This is a genomic window from Klebsiella sp. X1-16S-Nf21 (genome assembly GCF_002837615.1).
Taxonomy (GTDB): Bacteria; Pseudomonadota; Gammaproteobacteria; order Enterobacterales; family Enterobacteriaceae; genus Klebsiella; species Klebsiella variicola.
Map to the genome: position 1 here is coordinate 122,756 of NZ_PJDK01000005.1, position 19,112 is coordinate 141,867.

The 19,112-nt window shown below is 60.9% G+C and carries 23 protein-coding genes; 9 read left to right on the forward strand and 14 right to left on the reverse strand.

Annotation, left to right across the window (positions count from 1 at the left end):
• Positions 1-187: 187 nt before the first annotated feature.
• The gene (locus CW267_RS04375; protein WP_008804944.1) at positions 188-634 is read left to right on the forward strand and encodes a GNAT family N-acetyltransferase; all 447 of its coding nucleotides are present in this window, start codon (positions 188-190) and stop codon (positions 632-634) included.
• A 210-nt stretch (positions 635-844) separates the two neighbouring features.
• Here CW267_RS04375 and CW267_RS04385 read toward each other — a convergent pair whose 3' ends face one another.
• The 5 genes from CW267_RS04385 to CW267_RS04405 all read right to left on the reverse strand — a co-directional run bounded on the left by CW267_RS04385 (position 845) and on the right by CW267_RS04405 (position 4,351).
• Positions 845-1,225, reverse strand: a complete 381-nt coding sequence (locus tag CW267_RS04385) for a tautomerase family protein (RefSeq protein WP_032735552.1) — start codon at positions 1,223-1,225, stop codon at positions 845-847.
• On the reverse strand, positions 1,216-1,536 hold the full coding sequence (locus tag CW267_RS04390) for a carboxymuconolactone decarboxylase family protein (protein ID WP_008804942.1): 321 nt from the start codon (positions 1,534-1,536) through the stop codon (positions 1,216-1,218). Before CW267_RS04390 ends, CW267_RS04385 begins: the two co-directional genes overlap by 10 nt.
• 156 nt (positions 1,537-1,692) lie before the next feature.
• The gene (gene tam, locus CW267_RS04395; RefSeq protein WP_012541762.1) at positions 1,693-2,454 is read right to left on the reverse strand and encodes a trans-aconitate 2-methyltransferase; all 762 of its coding nucleotides are present in this window, start codon (positions 2,452-2,454) and stop codon (positions 1,693-1,695) included.
• Positions 2,455-2,656: 202 nt separating this feature from the next.
• Positions 2,657-2,947, reverse strand: coding sequence for a hypothetical protein (locus tag CW267_RS04400; RefSeq protein WP_008804940.1), 291 nt, complete (start codon positions 2,945-2,947; stop codon positions 2,657-2,659).
• A gap of 216 nt (positions 2,948-3,163) precedes the next feature.
• Positions 3,164-4,351 carry an MFS transporter gene (locus CW267_RS04405; protein WP_008804939.1) on the reverse strand — a complete coding sequence of 396 codons (1,188 nt, stop codon included), beginning with the start codon at positions 4,349-4,351 and terminating at the stop codon, positions 3,164-3,166.
• A gap of 229 nt (positions 4,352-4,580) precedes the next feature.
• Here CW267_RS04405 and CW267_RS04410 point away from each other — a divergent pair, with 229 nt between their 5' ends.
• The gene (locus CW267_RS04410) at positions 4,581-5,027 is read left to right on the forward strand and encodes a VOC family protein (protein ID WP_008804938.1); all 447 of its coding nucleotides are present in this window, start codon (positions 4,581-4,583) and stop codon (positions 5,025-5,027) included.
• A gap of 38 nt (positions 5,028-5,065) precedes the next feature.
• Here the strand turns inward: CW267_RS04410 and CW267_RS04415 are convergent, their stop codons facing one another.
• Complete coding sequence (locus CW267_RS04415; RefSeq protein ID WP_032730331.1) at positions 5,066-5,491, reverse strand: VOC family protein; 426 nt, start codon at positions 5,489-5,491, stop codon at positions 5,066-5,068.
• A 208-nt stretch (positions 5,492-5,699) separates the two neighbouring features.
• Between CW267_RS04415 and CW267_RS04425 the strand changes: the two genes are divergently transcribed.
• Positions 5,700-6,857: a YbfB/YjiJ family MFS transporter gene (locus tag CW267_RS04425; protein ID WP_023322597.1), complete on the forward strand. Its 1,158-nt coding sequence runs from the start codon at positions 5,700-5,702 to the stop codon at positions 6,855-6,857.
• Here CW267_RS04425 and CW267_RS04430 read toward each other — a convergent pair.
• Entirely contained in the window at positions 6,854-7,699 is an 846-nt protein-coding gene (locus CW267_RS04430; RefSeq protein WP_023340121.1) for a LysR substrate-binding domain-containing protein, read from the reverse strand. The genes CW267_RS04425 and CW267_RS04430 overlap by 4 nt on opposite strands.
• Positions 7,700-7,788: 89 nt before the next feature.
• Here CW267_RS04430 and CW267_RS04435 point away from each other — a divergent pair, with 89 nt between their 5' ends.
• Positions 7,789-8,847: an NAD(P)H-dependent flavin oxidoreductase gene (locus tag CW267_RS04435; RefSeq protein WP_032736159.1), complete on the forward strand. Its 1,059-nt coding sequence runs from the start codon at positions 7,789-7,791 to the stop codon at positions 8,845-8,847.
• A gap of 10 nt (positions 8,848-8,857) precedes the next feature.
• Here the strand turns inward: CW267_RS04435 and CW267_RS04440 are convergent, their stop codons facing one another.
• From CW267_RS04440 to CW267_RS04455, 4 genes are read right to left on the reverse strand one after another with little or no spacing between them, the layout of a single operon-like run.
• Positions 8,858-9,517, reverse strand: coding sequence for a methionine ABC transporter permease (locus tag CW267_RS04440; RefSeq protein ID WP_004217626.1), 660 nt, complete (start codon positions 9,515-9,517; stop codon positions 8,858-8,860).
• A complete protein-coding gene (locus tag CW267_RS04445) occupies positions 9,514-10,305 on the reverse strand; it encodes a methionine ABC transporter ATP-binding protein (protein WP_008804932.1) in 792 nt (263 codons plus the stop codon). The genes CW267_RS04440 and CW267_RS04445 overlap by 4 nt, the downstream gene beginning before the upstream one ends.
• Positions 10,302-11,108, reverse strand: coding sequence for a MetQ/NlpA family ABC transporter substrate-binding protein (locus tag CW267_RS04450; protein ID WP_002904638.1), 807 nt, complete (start codon positions 11,106-11,108; stop codon positions 10,302-10,304). Before CW267_RS04450 ends, CW267_RS04445 begins: the two co-directional genes overlap by 4 nt.
• Positions 11,109-11,131: 23 nt before the next feature.
• Positions 11,132-12,160 carry an isopenicillin N synthase family dioxygenase gene (locus CW267_RS04455; protein WP_032735557.1) on the reverse strand — a complete coding sequence of 343 codons (1,029 nt, stop codon included), beginning with the start codon at positions 12,158-12,160 and terminating at the stop codon, positions 11,132-11,134.
• A 283-nt stretch (positions 12,161-12,443) separates the two neighbouring features.
• On the opposite strand from CW267_RS04455, the gene CW267_RS04460 reads away from it, so the two are divergent.
• The 3 genes from CW267_RS04460 to CW267_RS04470 all read left to right on the forward strand — a co-directional run bounded on the left by CW267_RS04460 (position 12,444) and on the right by CW267_RS04470 (position 13,973).
• Positions 12,444-12,707, forward strand: coding sequence for a VF530 family DNA-binding protein (locus CW267_RS04460; protein ID WP_002904643.1), 264 nt, complete (start codon positions 12,444-12,446; stop codon positions 12,705-12,707).
• A 21-nt stretch (positions 12,708-12,728) separates the two neighbouring features.
• A complete protein-coding gene (locus CW267_RS04465; protein WP_004205936.1) occupies positions 12,729-13,040 on the forward strand; it encodes a cupin domain-containing protein in 312 nt (103 codons plus the stop codon).
• A 177-nt stretch (positions 13,041-13,217) separates the two neighbouring features.
• Positions 13,218-13,973, forward strand: coding sequence for a VOC family protein (locus CW267_RS04470; protein ID WP_032735560.1), 756 nt, complete (start codon positions 13,218-13,220; stop codon positions 13,971-13,973).
• 9 nt (positions 13,974-13,982) lie between these two features.
• Here CW267_RS04470 and CW267_RS04475 read toward each other — a convergent pair whose 3' ends face one another.
• The gene (locus CW267_RS04475; protein WP_032735562.1) at positions 13,983-14,927 is read right to left on the reverse strand and encodes an AraC family transcriptional regulator; all 945 of its coding nucleotides are present in this window, start codon (positions 14,925-14,927) and stop codon (positions 13,983-13,985) included.
• A 105-nt stretch (positions 14,928-15,032) separates the two neighbouring features.
• Between CW267_RS04475 and CW267_RS04480 the strand changes: the two genes are divergently transcribed.
• Entirely contained in the window at positions 15,033-16,271 is a 1,239-nt protein-coding gene (locus CW267_RS04480) for an MFS transporter (protein WP_100781028.1), read from the forward strand.
• Here CW267_RS04480 and hpxE read toward each other — a convergent pair.
• Together hpxE and hpxD are read right to left on the reverse strand one after the other, a co-directional pair.
• Positions 16,248-17,222: a molybdenum cofactor-independent xanthine hydroxylase subunit HpxE gene (hpxE, locus tag CW267_RS04485; protein ID WP_032735566.1), complete on the reverse strand. Its 975-nt coding sequence runs from the start codon at positions 17,220-17,222 to the stop codon at positions 16,248-16,250. The two genes, CW267_RS04480 and hpxE, sit on opposite strands and share 24 nt — an antisense overlap.
• An 11-nt stretch (positions 17,223-17,233) precedes the next feature.
• Positions 17,234-18,271: a molybdenum cofactor-independent xanthine hydroxylase subunit HpxD gene (gene hpxD / locus CW267_RS04490; RefSeq protein WP_004148366.1), complete on the reverse strand. Its 1,038-nt coding sequence runs from the start codon at positions 18,269-18,271 to the stop codon at positions 17,234-17,236.
• Positions 18,272-18,396: 125 nt separating this feature from the next.
• Here hpxD and hpxR point away from each other — a divergent pair.
• The coding region (gene hpxR, locus CW267_RS04495; protein WP_101148613.1) for a LysR family hpxDE operon transcriptional regulator HpxR at positions 18,397-19,112 on the forward strand (716 nt) is incomplete at its 3' end.

The window sequence follows — 19,112 nt, forward strand, 5'->3', positions numbered from 1 at the left end:
TATCATAGTTAACAAGCCGGTCTGTTACTCCGCTGCGAAAAAAGCCTTTTAGTGCCAAATCGCCCCTTCAGGGAGAGAATTGCCGCTAAGCCGCTTGAACATATGCCTGTGCAGGAAAATAATGGTTTGAACCCATTTTCCCTGCCAATGTTCGCAGGCTAATTCATTCATCTGTAAGGAAACTCGCATGGTCATCGATATCCGGGAAATACGGCCGCACGACAAAGCCGAATGGCTTAATCTCTGGGAAGGCTATACCCGCTTCTATGGCAGCCCGCAGCCGGAAGAGGTGACCGAATGCACCTGGCAGCGAATGCTGGACGAGAACTCCCCGGTGCTGGGCAGGGTGGCTGTGGTCGATGATACGGTGGTGGGGTTCGCCATCTGCATTCTTCACGAGGGAACCTGGGTCACCACGCCCATCTGCTATCTGGAGGATCTGTTTGTCGATCCTGCCTTCCGTGGACAAGGCATTGCCAGAACAATCATTAAGTCGCTGCAAACCGAAGGGGCAGACAAAGGCTGGTCGCGGCTGTACTGGCATACGCGTCGTGATAATCCGGCCCGTCATCTGTATGATGAGTTTACCCCGGCTGACGATTATGTGCGCTACAGGATCACGCTTGGTTCCTGAAGCGGTAAGAGGTTGTTAAGCTTTTCCCGCTATAACAGGGGAAACCGGCTCAGGAGAAGCAACGATGGAAAAACGTCTCGACACAGTGGTCAATCTGATTATGTTTCTTTCACTATTGGCTACGGCCTGGGATCTCTCACTGGTGCATCATCTCGCCTGGTAGCAAAGATATCGTGCTGAAACGCGGCGCCTCATGCGGCGCCGCCGGCGTTATTCATCCACCATCTTCCCTGCGCTAAAACTCCAGTCCTCCCGCTGGTTAAACTGGATAACCACCATCAGGTCCTGCGGGCTGACCGCCATCTCATCGTCTAACCGCGCACAGAGCCGACGATAAAGCCCCTGTTTCTGCGCCCGGCTGCGCGGTTTACCGGCGAAAATATGAAACAGCACGAAGCGGGCGCTGCGTCCGTCGCTGAGGTAGTTCGGGTCGTAAATGCGCTGCTCGTCGGCGGCCTGCTCGATAAACTGAAATTTATCTGCTGACGGCACGTCGAACTCTGCCACCAGACACTCATGAAAGAGCGCCGACAATTGAGCAAACTCCGTGGGACGCCAGGCCGTGCCAAGCGATATGCGGGTCAGGGGCATGGTGTCTCCTGCTCATTCAGACAGGTCAGGGCGCTGGCCGCCGCCGGCCAGCCGGCATAGAACGCCAGATGGGTGAACAGCTCGACGATTTCGGCCTGGCTCAGGCCATTTTGATAGCCGAGAGCAATATGCCACGGCAGTTGCTGGGTTTTACCCAGCGCCGTCAGGGCAGAAAGGGTGATCAGGCTCCGTTCGCGGGGCGACAGATCGCGGCGAGCCCAGATATCACCAAACAGTACCGTTTCGGTCAGTTCGGCCAGTTTTGGCGCAATGGCGGCCAGGGTGTTGCGATTAACAGCGCTATTTTCCACAGTGACTCCAGTTATTGGGTGTTGAGATGGCAATCACTGTCGCATGCCGGGAAAGAGGTTGAATATCGCAATGTTCAGGATGTTTCATCCTGATAAGCAGGACGATTTTTCGCCCTGTTTTCCATACCCATTACCACGCTTACGAGCTCATTCCGGTTAGACGTCGATTTTTCGCGCCACGATAAACAACCTGGGGAATCGCAGGAGCACCTTTCCGTTACACTGTAACGGATAGTGTTCGGCCAGTAGTTCGACATAGCGTGTCAGAAATGCGTTTCTGGACTGCTCGTCCAGGCCGGCCAGATAGGGACGCAATCCGGTCCCCTGCAACCAGTCGCTTATCGCCTGATGGGAAGCGAGGGGATGAAAATAGGTGGTGCGCCAGATATCAACTTCACAACCCTGACGGGTCAGCATGTCATACCAGGCGTCCGGCGGGAGTAAGGGCTGGCGCCCGCGGTCCGGTAATCCCTGCTCGTCGGCGACCTGGCGCATCAGGGTATGCGAAGGTTCCTGCCAGTTATCCGGCATTTGCACGGCCAGCGTTCCGTTGACGGCCAGCTGCGCCACCAGATGTGGAAACAGCGTCTCATGATCCGCCAGCCACTGCAGAGAGGCGTTCGCATAGATCACGTCTACCGGTTGCGCAGGCCGCCAGCGGGCAATATCGGCGTCGATGAACTCACAGTCGGGTAAGGCCTGTGCCGCCTGAGCCAGCATGGCCGGGGAGTTATCGATACCGGTGATTGCCGCCAGCGGCCAGGCGGCGCGCAGCAGGCGGGTGCTGTTTCCCGGCCCGCAGCCAAGGTCGACAACGTGCTCAACCTGCAGATGGGCAATACGCGAGAGCAGGTCGGCCGCGGGGCGGGTACGTTCAGCGTCAAATTGCAAATACAAAGAAGGGTTCCAGTCAGCCATAGCGCGGTCCTGTGTGAGGGAACACTGGGCAAAGCATAGAACGCCACAGGCAGCCTGTCAGCCGCCGAATGTTACCAGCGGTAACCCACTTCGTGACAGTGTCACAAAAAGAATAAACATCAGTGGGGTTTTCGTGTCTGGTCGGTACGCTCAGGGAAGCGGTGGGATGGACAGACACTGCGCCCGCTACGGGCGCAGTGTCTTATTCGGCGTTCTTGAGCGCTTCAGCGCGGCTGGCGGTGGCGTAAACAAAATCCAGCATCGGTTCGAGATCGGTGTCGTAACCGGCCTGAATGATTTTACCTCGCAGCCATTCAATTTCGCTGGTGATATCGGGCGGGAAGATGTTGTTATCCTGCGCCCGGCGCAGCCATTTCAGCAGAAAGTTATTCTTTCCTCTGATACCGCCCGATTTTTTCGACTTTCCGTGCATCTTCAGCGCGACCAGGACGCAGTAATAGAAATGAACGCGCTGATTAAAACTTTGGTGCATGTCTGTGTTTCCCGCCAGAATCAGGAATTCACCGTGTGGGTCAGTGATTCGGATTGGACTACGGCGCCGGGCTGGATCGTTGTGCGATCTCTGTTGTTCTCCGCTACCGTCCTTGCATCTGTTGTCAGACGCTGAGGAGGATGTTGGCATGGAAGCCGAATCGTCGTCAATTGCCGATTCGTTTTTTGCCCGCGGCGATCCGCGGGCCAGGCCTGACTACGTTCCTGAGACGGCTCGCTGTTGTCGCTGGACGCGTAAAATGAGCAGGAAAGCGAACACCACGACAATCGCCGCCAACAGATATAGCGTGGCGAGGTCGTAGAAGCCGGCGACCCATCCGGCCAGCGGCCCGGTGAGTCCCAGCGCCAGGTCAAGAAACGCCGAGTAGGTGCCGAGGGCGGTCCCCTGGTTTTGCTCTTCCACCTGTTTGACTGCCTCGACCCCTAGCGCCGGGAAGACCAGGGAAAAACCCGAGCCGGTGAGAAAGGCGCCGACGCCAGCCACCCAGGCTGACGGCGCCAGCCAGATCAGCAGCAGGCCGAGACACTCGATCACAAAGCAGACCAGCGAGACCGGGACCCCGCCATAGCGGGTAATGGTATTTCCCAGCACCAGGCGGACGCAGATAAAGCCGACGCTGAACAGGGAGAGGGTAAACGCCGCGCCCTGCCAGCTGTGCGCCGCAAAATAGAGGGTGATGAAGGTGGCGATAACGCCGAAGCCAACGGTACCAAAGGCCAGCCCCAGGCCATAAGGCCAAATTTTTCGTACCACTGCGTGAAAGGGCGCTCTGACACCGGCAGTCACGCTGACATCCTGGCGGGTGCGGGCAAACAGCAGGCCGATGGCGGCCACCACCACCACCACCGTGGCAAATCCGCTAATGCCGAAATAGTGGTTAAGAGTGACCCCCAGCGGCGCCCCGATCGCCATGGCGACATAGGTCGCCACGCCATTCCAGGAGATCACCCGCGAGGTATGGATCGCGCCGACGGTTTTGATCCCCCAGAGCGTGGCGCCGGTCGCGGTAAAGCTCTCGCCGACACCAAGAAACACCCGGCCCGCCAGCAGCGCGGCGATGGCCAGCATCGGCGTCGCCTGCAAAAGCACCGCCAGCAGGGTGAATGCTCCGCTCAGCAGACAGCAGATGATCCCGAGACTGACCACTTTTTTCGGGCCCCAGATATCGGTATAGCGCCCGGCGTGCGGTCGACTGATCAGCGTTGAGATGTATTGCAGGCTGATCACAATCCCGGCGACAAAGGTGCTGTAGCCCAGCTGATAGTGAATGTATCCCGGCAGTACGGCCAGCGGCAGGCCGATGGAGAGATAGCAGATACAGGTGAAGACAACGATCGAAATGATGCGCAAATTGAGTTGCGTGGTGCTGACGGAAGTGCTCATAGGGATAAGTGATTAATACAAGGGATGTTTAGCATAGCGCGCCGCGAGGACGCTGGCGAGTCGCGAGGGCGTTTTATCTGTCACCGATGAAGTCGCCGTCTGTCCGAAGGGGCGCAACGGTCTGTACCGTCGATGATGTTGTGCATGCGCCCGCCATTAATCGGGTTTGCCGCTGGCGCCTGCGTACGGGCATGATGGCGTTAGCTTACCACCGCGTTCAGGAGAGAACATGTCCCACGATTTCGCTGATATTGACGTTTTGTTCATTGCGGGCTTCGGTCCCATCACCCGCAGCACGTCGCAAAGCCGTGACTTCTATTGTCAGGCGTTGGGTTTGCCGCTAAAGCCGATGCCGGGTAACGAGGCGTATCTCCTCAGCGAGCAGGATGCCATCGGCGGGGTGAAACATTTCGCGCTGTGGCCGCTGGCGCAGGCGGCGCAGTCCTGTTTTGGTCAGGACCAGTGGCCGGAGACGGAGCCGGTGCCGCAGGCATGGATTGAGTTTGAGGTCCGCGACCTGGCTGCGGCGACGGCGCGGCTGCAGCAGCAAGGATACCGCCTGCTCGTCGCGGCGCGCGACGAACCGTGGGGACAGACGGTCACCCGATTGCTCAGTCCGGAAGGGCTGCTGGCCGGGCTCACGGTGACGCCGTGGCTGCGGGCGGAAGAGCCATAGCGCCCGCGCCGGACGCGGCGCAGGGCATATAGGGGAGGTTATTGATTCTCCTCTTGATGGGAAGCGCTTCGTACTTCTCCCCAGGCGCGGTTTTGCAATACGGTGCGATAGCCGTCGCGGTCGACGAAAGTGACGCCATTGACCTCCCAGTAAGGGTTAAACGCCGTGACCCGCAGAAACCCGGCGGCGTCCATGGCGGCGCACTGTGCTTCCCATACCGCCTGCTGTGGGTAATACAGCACCAGCAAATCTTCATCTCCTGGCGAGGGAGTGACGGGATGGTGGCGACAGTGGGTGAATTCCAGATGCCAGCCCGCGTCGGGCGCGCCGAGCATAATCCCGCTGAATCCTTCATGATCGGTAAAGCTGCCGAGTTGCTGAAGCCCCAGCCCGGCGCAATACATGCTGGCGGTGGCGTCCAGTTCACTGACCGGTCTGGCAATACGCATATGGCTGAACAACATAATGGCTCCCGTAAGCAAAAGCTCAAGTTGATACTGTACCGGTAAATCGGCCCGGCGTGTGTTAAGACGTGCCCGGGCGCCATTTTCTCTCTGTCAATACCATAGCGGATTAACGTCCGCCTTGCGCCGACATTCTCTCTTAATCATAATAAAAAAAGAATTATAAAATACTATTGTTCTTAATATGAGAATCATTGTGAGGTGGTGGATGAATAACAGATCGCGCCAGGCCATATGGCTGGCACTGGCTGGGTCGATAGTACTGATGATCGGCATGGGCTACGGGCGCTTTGCCTTCACCGGCGTGCTGCCGCTGATGCTTAATGAAGGTCTGTTGACCCTGCACCAGGGCAATCTCGCCGCGTCGGCCAATTACGCTGGTTATCTGGTCGGCGCGTTGCTGCTGGCGCGGGTGCAGCCTGGGGCCGCCAGCCGACTGAGCATTATCTCCGCCGGGTTGACCATCGCCAGCCTGGCGCTGCTGGCCTGGGTGAGCTCGCCGTGGACCATTATTGCGCTGCGCGCCGTCGCCGGCGCGCTGAGCGCGATAACGCTGATTGCCGGTTCGCTGTGGCTGCTGGAACATATGGGCCATCATCACGGGGCGCCGTTGCTGTATGCCGGGGTGGGGCTGGGGATATTTATCTCTGCGGAGGGGATCGCCCTTGGACATGCCCTGAGCCTCACCAGCCAGCAGATCTGGCTGCTCTGCGCATTATGCGCCGGTCTGCTGCTGGCGCTGGCGATCCGTTGGCTGCTGACTCCGCCGGCTGCACTGGTGAGGGTTTCCCATGTTGAGACCTCCTTGCCTGAGGCCGGGAGCGATACGCGTCGCGCGGCGTGGCGACTATTGATGGTTTACGGCCTGGCGGGCTTCGGCTATATCATCACCGCCACTTATCTGCCGTTGTTTCTGTCTGGTTCGCTGCAGAGCGTTGACCCGGTCCATCTGTGGGCGCTGTTTGGTCTGGCGGCCGCGCCGTCCTGCCTTATCTGGCATAAGCTGGTGCTAAAGTGGGGGTACCGGCAGGCGCTGACCCGCAACCTGATCGTCCAGGCGCTTGGCGTGATCCTTCCAGCCTGCAGCGCTTCACTGCTGTTTTGCGTGCTAAGCGCGCTATTGGTGGGCTTTACCTTTATGGGCACCGTCACCATTGCGCTACCGAAGGCGAAAAGTCTCAGCCATCAGGTGAGCTTCAATATGATTGCCGCGATGACTGCACTGTACGGCGTGGGACAGATTGCCGGGCCGCTTATCGCCGGCGCGCTGTATCAGATCGCGGCTTCATTTAACCCGGCGCTCTATGCCGCGGCGCTGGCGCTGCTGATTGCCGCAGGGCTGGTCTTTACCGAACGCCAGGCTTAGCCAATCGCCACGCTTTGCAGCAGCTTGCGCCACTCGCTCAGGGCGGGGGCGTTCAAGCCGCTGCGCCAGATAAGCTGGGTGGTCGCCTCGCACAGCGGTTCGCTAAGGCAGTTTTCGGGAAGCGTCATCTGCGACAGCACGCTCTGCGGCAGCAGGCAGGCGTAGCGTCCGGAAGCCACGCAGGCGAGCATGCTGTGATAGGAGTTGACCTCATGCACCTCGACGGCCGCCTGCTGCTCCGCCAGCCAGCGTTCGCCCAGCGCGCGGTAGCTGCAGCCGCTGGCGAATGCCGCGAACCGCAGCGGGCCCGGGGTCTGCGGACGGACCAGCATCAGCGTTTCATAAAACACCGGGGTGCATGCCAGCTCGGCGGGACAGGCCGGTTGACCATCGGCCCCAGGCGGCAGGCAGACCAGCGCGGCATCGAGGGCGGCGGTTAACACTCCCTCGGTTAACTGGCGGGTCGGTTGGGTGATGAGGGTGATATCCACCTGCGGGCACCGTTGTTGAAAGCGGGTAAGCAGCGGCGGCAGCCGGCTGGCGGCGGTCGCCTCCATCGCGCCCAGACGCAGACTGCCGCCTGGGGTTGTCGGATGCAGAGCCTGCTTTGCCTCTTCCGCCAGGCTCAGGATCCGCCGGGCATAGCTGAGAAACTGCACGCCTGCCGGGGACAACACCATTTTTTTGTTGCCGCGAACGAAGAGCTCAACGGCAAGCTCCTCTTCCAGCTGCTGAATGCGGGTCGTGATATTGGACTGTGCGCGGCCCAGCCGTTTTGCTGCCTGGGTGACGCTCTGCGTTTCTGCCACCTGAATGAAGATCTCTAGTGTGCTGTGGTTCATATTTTTCTTCTCAATACGATAATGATGTTGATCTTACCATCTTTAAAGGAGATGGTAAGCCTCCGGCACCGCTAATGCATGAGGAAACCATGAGCAACCCGCTACTTTCGCTTATTGATATTGATTATCCCCTGATTCAGGCCCCGATGGCGGGCGTCTCCACCCCCGCGCTGGCTGCCGCGGTAAGTCATGCCGGCGCGCTGGGCTCGCTGGGGCTGGGTGCTTCAACCGTTACCCAGGCGGAAGCGATGATAGTCGCCACCCGCCAGCTGACGGACCGTCCGTTCAATGTCAATCTGTTCTGCCATGCGCCGCCCCGGCGCGACGCCCGGCGGGAAGCCGACTGGGCAACAACTTTACGACCCCATTTTGCCCGCTATGGCAGTACGCCACCGGATTCGTTAAGCGAGATCTACCAGACATTTATCGGTCATGCGCCGATGCTGGAGCTGCTTCTCGACCTGTCGCCAGCGGTGGTGAGTTTTCATTTTGGTCTTCCTGAACGTGAGACGATCCAGAGTCTGCGACAGCAGGGGATTGTCACCCTGGCGACGGCAACCTCGCTCCAGGAGGCGCTGCTGATTGAACAGCAGGGGATCGACGTAGTGGTCGCTCAGGGCTATGAGGCGGGCGGGCACCGGGGGATCTTTGCTCCGCAGGAGCCTGATGCCCAACTGAGCACGTTCACCCTGGTGCAACTTCTGCGGCGTCGGCTAACCATCCCGGTGGTAGCCGCCGGGGGCATCATGGACGGGGCGGGGATCACCAGCGTAATGCAGTTGGGGGCGCAGGGCGTTCAGCTCGGTACGGCGTTTTTACTGTGTCCGGAATCCGCCGCCGACGCCGGTTATCGCGCGGCGATCAACAACAGCATTGACGGACGTACGGTGTTGACCTCCGCGATATCCGGGCGTCCGGCACGCTGTCTGGCGAATGCCTTCTGTGCGATGGGGGAAGCCTGTCCGGCGAGCGCCGTGCCGGATTATCCGCTGGCGTATGATATCGGCAAAGCGCTGGCCGCCGCCGCGAAAGCCCAGGGCGTTCATGAGTATGGCGCCCACTGGGCCGGGCAGGGTGTGGGGTTGATCCGCGAGTGTGACGCCGCCAGTCTGGTTCGTCAGCTGGCGGCAGAGTGCGGCTGGAACTAGTGTCTGACGGTTAGCGACGGTGGGCCAGGCTGCGCACCAGCCGATCGCCGGCCATTTGCACGCCCTGCACCATCGCCACCAGGATCAGCACCGTGCCAAACATGACTTCATTATTAAACCGCTGATAGCCGTAGCGGATGGCGAGGTCGCCGAGTCCACCACCGCCGATCACACCGGCCATGGAGGAGAAACCAATCAGCATCACGATGGTCAGCGTGATCCCGGCCAGCAGCGTTGGCAGGGCTTCCGGCAGCAGGGATTTAAAAATCACGTGCCAGACGTTACCGCCCATCGACAGAATGGCTTCGATTCTCCCGTAGTCCACCTCGTCGAGCGCGTTTTCCGTCAGACGGGCAAAGAACGGAAAGGCGCCGATGGTCACCGGCACGATGGCGGCGGTGCTGCCCAGCGTGGTGCCGACGATCAGGCGGGTAAAGGGGATCAGGGCGATCAGCAGCACGATAAACGGCAGCGACCTGCCGATGTTGATCACCGCGCCTAACAGCGCGTTCAGTTTCGGCATCGGCGCCAGCCCGTTGGCGCGGGAAATAAATAACAGCACGCCGGTGGGCAGCCCGATCAGCACGGTAAACAGGGCCGCCAGGCCCACCATATAAAGCGTATCCAGCGTGCCGTCGAGTAATAACGGCCACAAATCTTCCCAGCTCATGCTACTCCGCATAATGGCCTCCCCTGAACGCCGTGACGGGTAAGAAAATCTTGTTCAGCCTGCGGGTCGTGCAGCAGCGACTGGCGCAGCCGCGACCATGGAGTCACCAGCAGGTCGGCGAGTTTACCGCTCTCGACAATCTCGCCCTGTTCCAGCAGCGCCGCGTGGTCACAAATGGTTTTCACCACCTCCAGCTGGTGCGTAATCAACACGATGGTCAGATTGAGGCGCTGGTTAATATCCGCCAGCAGGGCCAGCACCGAGGCGGTGGTCTCGGGATCCAGCGCACTGGTCGCCTCATCGCACAGCAACACTTCCGGCCGGGCGGCCAGCGCCCGGGCGATGCCGACGCGCTGTTTTTGCCCACCGGAAAGCTGCGACGGGAAGGCGGCGGCCTTTTCGCTGAGATCCACCAGCTCCAGCAGTTCGCGCACCCTGGCCTCGCGAGCGGCCCTCGGCACTCCGGCAATCTCCAGCGGCACCGCGATGTTGTCAGCGACGGTGCGGGCATGCAGCAGATTGAAGTGCTGGAAAATCATCCCGGTGCGCAGGCGATAATCCCGCAGCGCCGCCTTGTTCAACTGGGTAATATCCTGTCCGTTCACCAGAATGCGGCCCGAGGTGGGCCGCTCCAGTAAATTGAGACAGCGGATGAGCGTACTTTTGCCGGCGCCACTGCGCCCGAGAATGCCGTATATTGCCCCTTTCGGTATCTGCAACGCGATATCGTTCAGCGCCGGTCGGCCGGTTCCGGCGTAGGTTTTGCTCAGCCCTTCGATGGTTATCATGACTGAGGGGCCACCGGGATCACCGAGCCGTTGTAGGTTTTACGGATAAACTCCGCCACCTGCGGTGACGTCAGATCTTTCGCCAGCGCCTTAATGCGCGGGTCATTCGCCAGGGCTGGGGTGGTCACCAGAATATTGGCGTACGGATTATGCTCGGCGCTTTCCAGCCCCAGGGCATCTTTCGCTGGCACCAGGCCGGCTTCCAGCGCGTAGTTACCGTTAATCACCGCCAGGTCGACATCGTCGAGGGAACGCGGGATCTGCGGTGATTCAATCTCCAGAATCTTCAGGTGTTTCGGGTTCTCGACAATATCCTTCGGCGTCGCCAGGGTGGTGGCCGGGTCGGTAAATTTGGGATCCAGCTTAATAAGCTTCTGCGCCTGCAGCAGGAACAGCGCCCGGCTCAGGTTGGTGGTGTTATTCGGCACCGCCACGGTGGCGTTTTCCGGCAGTGATGAGAAATCTTTATGCTTATGCGAGTAAATTCCCAGCGGCTCAATATGCACGGTGGCCGCGACGGCAAAGGTTTTACCCAGCGCTTTTTCCTGATCCTTCAGATAGGGAACATGCTGGAAGTAGTTGGCATCCACATCGCCACTGGCCAGCAGTTCATTGGCGTTGACCCCGCTGGTCAGCTCCACCACCTTCAGATCGAGGCTGGGATCGATTTTTTTGATGTAGTTGAGGATCTCCGCGTGGGGAACCGGGTCCGCGGCGACGCGCAGCGCGGCAGCTTGGGCAGACGTCCATGCCAGAGAAAGAGACAGTGCGACCCCTGCCAGTTTAAAAGCGGCATATTTCATGGTGTGTTCCTTTTTAGTTATGGTTAAACGATCAATTGCTCGGCGCGTTCGCGAAACACGTCCTGATAGTAGCGTTCCGCCACGTCCGGATGGGAACGCAGACGGCCCTTGAGATAATTCCAGCCGACATCGCGTAGCAGCGGATTGTGCGGGTCGCTGTCCGGACCTCGCGCTTCACGCGCCAGCTCGGGCGGCAGGGTGTAAACCGGCACCACCGCGTCAAGCTGGGCGCCGAGGAAGAAAGCGATGGAGAGGCGCTGCTGCTGCGCCGGCGGCGACACCACGCGATGGACGGTGGCGCGCAAATACCCGTTGGTCGCCAGCTCCAGCAGTTCGCCAATATTGACCACAAAGCTGCCGGCCAGCGGCACGGCGTCGATCCATTGTCCAGGCGCGACCTCTACCTGCAGTCCTTTCTGTTCGTCCTGCAGCAGGAAGCTGAGGAAACCGGAATCTTTATGGGCGCCGACGCCCTGGCTGCTTTGGGTCTCCTGCTGGCCGGGATAGCGGATCAGTTTGATATGCTCGTTGGGTTTCTCGCCGTAGAGCCGGTCAAAGGCATTCTCCGGGAGCTGCAGGGCTTCGGCAAAAGCGCGCAGCAGGCGGATGCCCACCTGGGTCATCTGCTGTTGCCAGTGAAGTAACACCGGTTTAAGCGACGGCAGGGCGTCAGGCCACAGATTCGGACCCTGCAGGCGCTGCCAGCGCGGGGCATCGTCGCTGAGGGTCAGCGCCGGGCGTTCGGCGCCGATATCAAACTGCTCTCGCCAGTCAGGCTGGCCGCGCGTCAGCTCTGAGGCCGCGCGGTTATAGCCGCGAAAATGCGGGGAGTGGATCATCGCTACCTGCTGTTTTTGCGCTTCATCGAGGGCAAAAAAGCGTTGGGACTGGCGCTGAACTTCATACTGAAGCGCGTCGTCCACACCGTGGTTGATCAAATAGAAGAAGCCGATGTCGCGGGCGGCGTGACGCAGGTCGGCCAGGAAGGCCGCTTTATCCGCGGGGTCCGCGTAGCGGGCCAGGTCGAGAATCGGCAGGGTGGTCGCGTTCATTGTGTTCTCCGAAAACGGGGTAATAAGTTATGGGTTGATTCAGGTTCAGGGTTCGGGCACAACAGCAGCGCATGGTGATTTCCTCTGTCCGGGGCTGAACACAGCTTGCCTCAAGGCCAAATAAGCAACCAATAACGTTATTTTCTAATTTATGACCGCGCGGGGTTCAGTGCTTTTGCGTTAAATAGATATAGGCGCAAAGCGCGTAATGAAGCCGGTTGCGCCCGTCGGTCAGAGCCAGTAAGGTAGGCGCACTTTTTTAATGCGGAACGGACGTATCGTAATGCACAGCTCGAAAGATCCCCTGCACGGCGTGACGCTGGAAGCGCTGCTCAATGCCCTGGTGGCGCGCTATGGCTGGGCGGAAATGGCCCGCCAGGTCAACATTAACTGCTTTAAAAGCGATCCCAGCATTAAGTCCAGCCTCAAATTTCTCCGCCGGACGCCGTGGGCGCGCAAAGAGGTAGAGGCCATGTATCTCGCCTCCCTTGATGATGACGCGCCGGTGGAGAAAGCGGATCCCTGGGCAAACTGGCAGAAAAAATAACCCTTACCACAGGACACCATCATGCAGAGCTGGAGCAGTAAAGATTTCACCGCCGACCGCGCGTGGGGCGCGCTGGATATCGCCAATTTTTCCGGGACCACCGTGCGTCTGCACTGGACCGACCAACCCTATATCTGGCACATCAACGATGGTCAGGAGGTGTTTGCCGTGATGGATGGTCAGGTGGCGATGCATGTGAAAGTCGACGGCGAGGAGCAGGTCATCATGCTGAACGCCGGCGATATCTTCTACGCCGAAGTGGGATGCGAGCATGTCGCCCATCCGCAAGGGGCGGCGCGTATTCTGGTGATCGAGAAAGAAGGGTCGGTCTGATCCCTCCGGCGGGCGGTTCTTAGCCCGCCGTTTCATCACCGGTTAGACTCAACATACCGCGTTGATATAAATCACTTATCCAGCTTTCGATATATTTAATTCTTGTTTGCCATTCCCTTCACCCCAGCACTATCTTTTGCCGCAGGCGCCTGAACAGGCACAATCGCGGGAGAGATCATGGCAACCTTGCAGTGGGACCACGCAGTACAGTTTGTGAATCAGCCGGAAGCGGCCATTCAGACCTTTGCCGACCAGCAGCTGCGGGCGGTGGCCGGAGGGCGACATCCGGGGTGGGGAACCCGCAATGCGCTGAGCTATTTTGGCCTGACCTATATCGAATTTCTCGCCATTTCCGACCCGGACGAACTGCGCGCCGCGACGGACAGGTTCCTGCTTTCGCGGGATGCCGAGCGGTTGCTGCCGGAGAACGAAGCGCTGTTTCGGGTGGCGCTGCGCAGCGACGACATCGACGCCACTCATGACCAGTTGCGTCGCAAGGGGTTGGCGGTATCACCGATTGTCGATGGTCAGCGCAACGATCCGCAGGGCAATATCATCCGTTGGCGGATCTTCACCATCGATGGCGACACTGACGGGCTGGTCTATCCATTTGTGCTGCAGTGGGGAGAAGACGATACCACCCGGCTGGCGCGGCTGCGCGCTCAGGAACTGGACGTGCCGCACCCGCTGGGCGACATTGCGCTTGAGCAGGCGGTGTTCGAGGTGGTCAATCCGCAGGCGGTACGCGATCGCTGGCAGGCGCTGCTGGGCTTCCCGCCACAGGGGGAGCAGGGACTGGACGTGGGCGGCCAGTGGTTTACTTTCCGCGAAGGACCCGCTAACCAGCTGACCGAACTGGTGTTTCGCGTCGCCAACCCGGCGCTTAAGGGGCAGCGCTTTCGCGTCGGCAACGGCGTGTATCGCTTTACATAAAAGCTGAATCTAGCGTGCTGTGGCGCGCAGGGCCCCCGGCGGCTGGCCGGTGATGCGTTTGAAGGCCCGGCTGAAGGCCGCCAGCGATTGATACCCGAGGCTGAAGGCGACCGTTTCCAGCGACTGGCCTTCGTGGGTGATGTACTGCACCGCCAGCCGCATACGCAGCTCGGTCAGATAGCGGGCGGGGGTGGTGTCTGTCGCGGCGAGAAAACGTTCCGCGAACAGCGAGCGTGAAAGCCCCGCCTCCCGCGCCAGATCTTCCACTTTCCAGTTGACCCCCGGGCGCTGATGCATGGCATAGATCGCTTTTGCCAGCCGGGGATCGCGCAGGACCTGTACCCAACCGGTGGCGTTGCCACATCCGCACTCGACCCAGCCACGGACAATCAGCGCGGCCACCACGTCCGCCAGCCGGGCGAGGATCCCGGCATAGCCTACCTGGCGGGTGAGGGATTCCCGCTCCATCGCTACCAACAGCGGCTGGATCTCCGGCCAGGTGTTTAGCAGGCTGCTGACCCGCATCACCTCGGGCATGGCCTTCACCAGCGGCTGCATGCCGCCGAGCTCAAAATCCATACAACCGCTGAAAATGACGGCGCGCTCCGGGCAGTCCGGGCGGCCGCCGGCGTTGATACAGCTTACCGTGCTGCACACCGTTTCGCTGGGCAGCTGGGCCACATTGACCACCGTGGCCTGCGGATCAGAAAGCAGGGCGTGCCCGTCGCCGTTGGGAATCAACAGTGCATCGCCGCTCTCGAGGGTGAACTGTTCTCCGCTGGCCATGCGCAGCAGCACCGGCCCGCGGCTGATGAAATGGAACTGGGCTTTACCCGCCACGGCGCTAAAGCCGACGCCGAACGGGCGTGCGGTTTCGATGCGCCGGTAGTTAACGCCGGAGAGGCGCATCCCGCGCAACAGTTCGCTGGTCAGGTCGATGCCAGGCTGGCTCATGGTAATTCCGGACGAATAATCAATAACTGAAGAGTATGCATCATATATCGTCCGAAAGTAAGGCCCTAAGATGACCAGGATGTTAATAAACCTGGAGAGTTGTATATGAGTTCCTGCATAGCTGCTGACGCGAGCCTGTCACCCGCCAAACCTGCCTGGCGCGCCGTCTATGCCCTGGCCCTCGGGGTGTTCGGCCTGATCGTGGCCGAGTTTCTGCCCGCCAGCCTGTTAACGCCGATGGCCAGCAGCCTCGGGGTCAGTGAAGGGATGGCCGGACAGGCGGTCACCGCGACGGCGCTGGTGGCGTTAGTCACCGGCCTGCTGATCGCCACCGCCACCCGCAATATCGATCGCCGCTGGGTGCTGATGTTCTTTTCCGTGCTGCAGATAGTCTCCAGCCTGATGGTCGCTTTTGCCGATTCGCTGGCGTTTCTCCTGCTGGGCCGTCTGCTGCTGGGGATCGCCATCGGCGGCTTCTGGGCGATGTCCACTGCCACGGCGATGCGTCTGGTGCCGGCGGCCCATGTGCCGAAGGCGCTGGCGATCATCTTTTCCGCGGTGTCTGTCGCTACGGTGGTAGCCGCGCCGCTCGGCAGCTATCTTGGCGAGCTGATCGGCTGGCGCAACGTATTTATTCTTTGTGCGATACCCAGCCTGCTGGCGCTGCTCTGGCAACTGTGGGTGCTGCCCTCCATGCGTCCGGAGAGCGTCGGGACCTTCTCCACGCTGTTCAGGGTGCTGCGCCGTCCCGGTATGCTGGGCGGCATGCTGGCGACAATCCTGATTTTTAGCGGCCATTTCGCCTTCTTTACCTACCTGCGGCCGTTCCTTGAGACCGTGGCGCAGGCCAGTGTCGAAGGGGTCTCGCTGATATTGCTCGGCTTCGGTATCGCTAACTTTATCGGCACCTCGGTGGCGAGCTATCTGCTGAGCCGTAGCCTGCGCCTGACCCTGGCGCTGGTGCCGTTGATGATGAGCGTTCTGGCGCTGCTGATGGTGACGTTTGGCCATCTGACCATGCTGGACGGGCTGCTGGTCGCCCTGTGGGGATTTGCCTTCGGTCTGGTGCCGGTGGCCTGGTCCACCTGGCTTGCCACCACCGTGCCGGATGAAGCAGAAAGCGCGGGCGGTCTGCTGGTCGCCTCTATTCAGCTGGCCATCAGCGCCGGGGCCGCCGGCGGCGGGGCGGTGTTTGATTTGCACGGCGCCAGCGGCGTCTTCACCGGCAGCGGTCTGCTGCTGTTGAGCGCGATGGTGATTGTTTTCGCCGCCGTGCGGGTGAAACCGGTCGCCAGCGCTGACCAGCCGGAGACGGGCCGCTTATCCCGCGAGATCGATAACTAAATTGGCCGACAGGCTGCGGGAGCAGCACAGCGCAATATGCTGCTCTGCGGCCTGTTTTTCCGCCTCCGACTGCACGGTATCCCGGTGGTCGACGGTTCCCTCCCGCACCGGCGTCAGGCAGGCGCCGCAGATCCCCATCTCGCAGGAGAGCGGCACCGCGACGCCATGCTCCTGTAGCACCTGGGCGATGGTTTTGTTCCCCGGGACCGGCCAGCGTTCCCCGGTGGAGGCGAGGGTGATGGTGAAGGTTCCGTCCGCCGCCGACGCTGCCGTCGGGGCGGGCGGCTGGAACGCTTCGCTGTGCAATTGCGCCTCCTCCCATCCGGCCCCCCGCGCGGTATCGCGAACCCGGGCCATAAATCCGGGCGGACCGCAGAAGTAGACCCGGGTGTCGGCGTCCGGAGCCCCCAGATCCTGCGCCAGCCGCTGGCGCGGACTCTGCCCCTCGTCTGAGCAGTGGATCTGGCAGATTCCACCGGTTAGCTGGCGGGCGATCTCGGTGGCGAAGGCGGCCTCCTGCGCACGGCTAACGTAATAGTGCAGCGTAAAGCTGGCGCCGGACGCCGCCCGGGCGTGGGCCATCGCCAGCAGCGGCGTAATGCCGATCCCGGCGGCGAGAAGCACCACATGGCCGCCCTCGTGCAGTGGAAAGTGGTTGCGCGGGGCAGAGATCATCAGCGGTTGTCCCGGGCGCAGGGTGTCGTGGACATAGCCTGAGCCACCGCGGGACTGCGCCTCGCGGGCGATGCAGAGCAGATAGTGATCCCGTTCGGCCGGGCTACCGGTCAGGGAGTACTGGCGGATCAGCCCGCAGGGAAGATGGAGATCGATATGGGCGCCGGGTGTCCACGCCGGCAGCGGTTGCCCCTCGGCGCTCACCAGACGAACGGCCAGATTTTTCGCGCCCTGACGCCACAGGCCATCGACCACCACGGGGAATATGTCGCGCATATGACCTCCACTCATACCAGAAAGAAATCACCAAAACCCATCTTCTTCAGCCCACGCCGGTAGGCGATGGAGCTACGGTCTGCCGGAATATGCGCCTCAAGGGTCAGATCCAGCGGCAGCCGCTCCGGACGCTGGGTTTCTACCATCAGGCGGTCCTCTTCGAACACCCGCAGGTTGAACGCATGTACGTCTTCCACCGGCACGTGCAGGTCGAAATTGCGGGCAATAGGGGCAAACATCCGCGTCACCCGTGACGACACCGGCGAGGCGGCGTTCATGATCACCAGCCTGGCGTCGGCGGGAAAATGGATGGTCAGCGTAGCGGTGAACGGCAGATGCATTTCAAAGTGACGCAGCCACTGGAACCCTTCCGGCGCGCGGAAATCGGAGCTGGCCGGGTAATTGCCCACCGAGCTCCAGTAGTCGGCAACAAAGCCGAACGGCGTCTCCTGCGGGGTGTAGTCCGGCACCTGCTGGTTGTCCGGATCGGCGAAGGTGTCGGTGTGGATCCACGCGAAGTGGGCGACATCGAGAAAGCCTTCGACCTGGCGGCCGGCAAATCCCTTCACCTCGAAGGCCGGGCAGTTGATTTGCTGAAATCCCGCGTCGTCCCAGTGCGGCATGGTCGGTAACGGCGGCGGATTGTCCGGATCGCAGGCCAGGCAGGTCCAGATCAGCCCGTAGCGCTCCTCCACGGCGAAGCTGGTGAGATGCAGTTTGGCCGGAATGGGTTGCCCCGGACTGGAGGGGATACGGTTGCAGCGGCCATCCTCGCCAAAGCGCAGGCCATGATAGGGGCAGACGATACCTTCCTCTTCATGAAACCCCAGGGTCAGCGGCACCCCGCGGTGCGGGCAGACGTCGCGGGCGACCACTACCTGGCCTTTAATACGGTAGATAACCAGCTGTTCGTCCAGCAGGGTGGCTTTCACCGGGGCGCCGGTAATATCGCAGGCGCGGGCCACCGGGTGCCAGCAGCGGGCCAGCCGCAGCCAGTCCTCTGGATCAAAGGTGCAATGGGCGGGGGGCGTGGGGGTGATTGTCTTCATGATTTCTCTTCCTGCTCACATCGGTGATTGTTTTATTGTTGTGAGATTATTGTTGTCATATTAGGGTGTTCACATCCATCACCATTAATTCACTCTGCTGTTGCAAAAAAGAGTACAGGGGTGCCATGAGTCCTTTTTCCCGTTTCGCCCACTATTTTATCGCCGTGGCCCGCTGCGGCAGCTTGCGCCGGGCCGCCGAGCAGCTGCATATCTCCGCCTCGGCAATTAACCGCCAGATCCTGCAGGCCGAGGAGGCCTTCGGCACCCCGCTGTTCGAGCGCCTGCCGGAGGGACTGCGGATGACCACCGCCGGTGAACTGCTGTATGACAATCTGCTGCGCTGGCAGAAGGAATTTCGTCAGACCCGACAGAAATTTGATGAGCTGCAGGGGATGAAGCGCGGAAGCGTCAGCGTTGGGATGGTGCAGGCGCTGGCGGAAGGGGGCTTCGCCGCCGCGCTGGCGGAGATCATCGCCAGCTGGCCGTGGCTGGAGCTGGATCTGCAGGTGGCCGACAGCCACACCGTCAGCCAGAAAGTGCGTCAGGCGGACCTGGACGTCGGCCTGATCCTCGATCCGCAGGGGCAGGCCGGACTCAGCGTGCTGGCCTTTGCCGAACTGGAGGTGGGGATTGTGATGCGCCCGGACCACCCCCTGGCGGGGGCGAAAGCGCTGTCATTGGGCGAGCTCAGCCTGGAGCGGCATATCGTGCCCGGCGCGCCGCTGATCGTCCATGAGCGGGTAGCGCTCCTCTATCGCCACCATGACTTTGCGCCGGAGAATACCATCAGCTGCAATGATATCCGGCTCATCAAGTCGCTGGTGCTGCGCGGCAGCGGCGT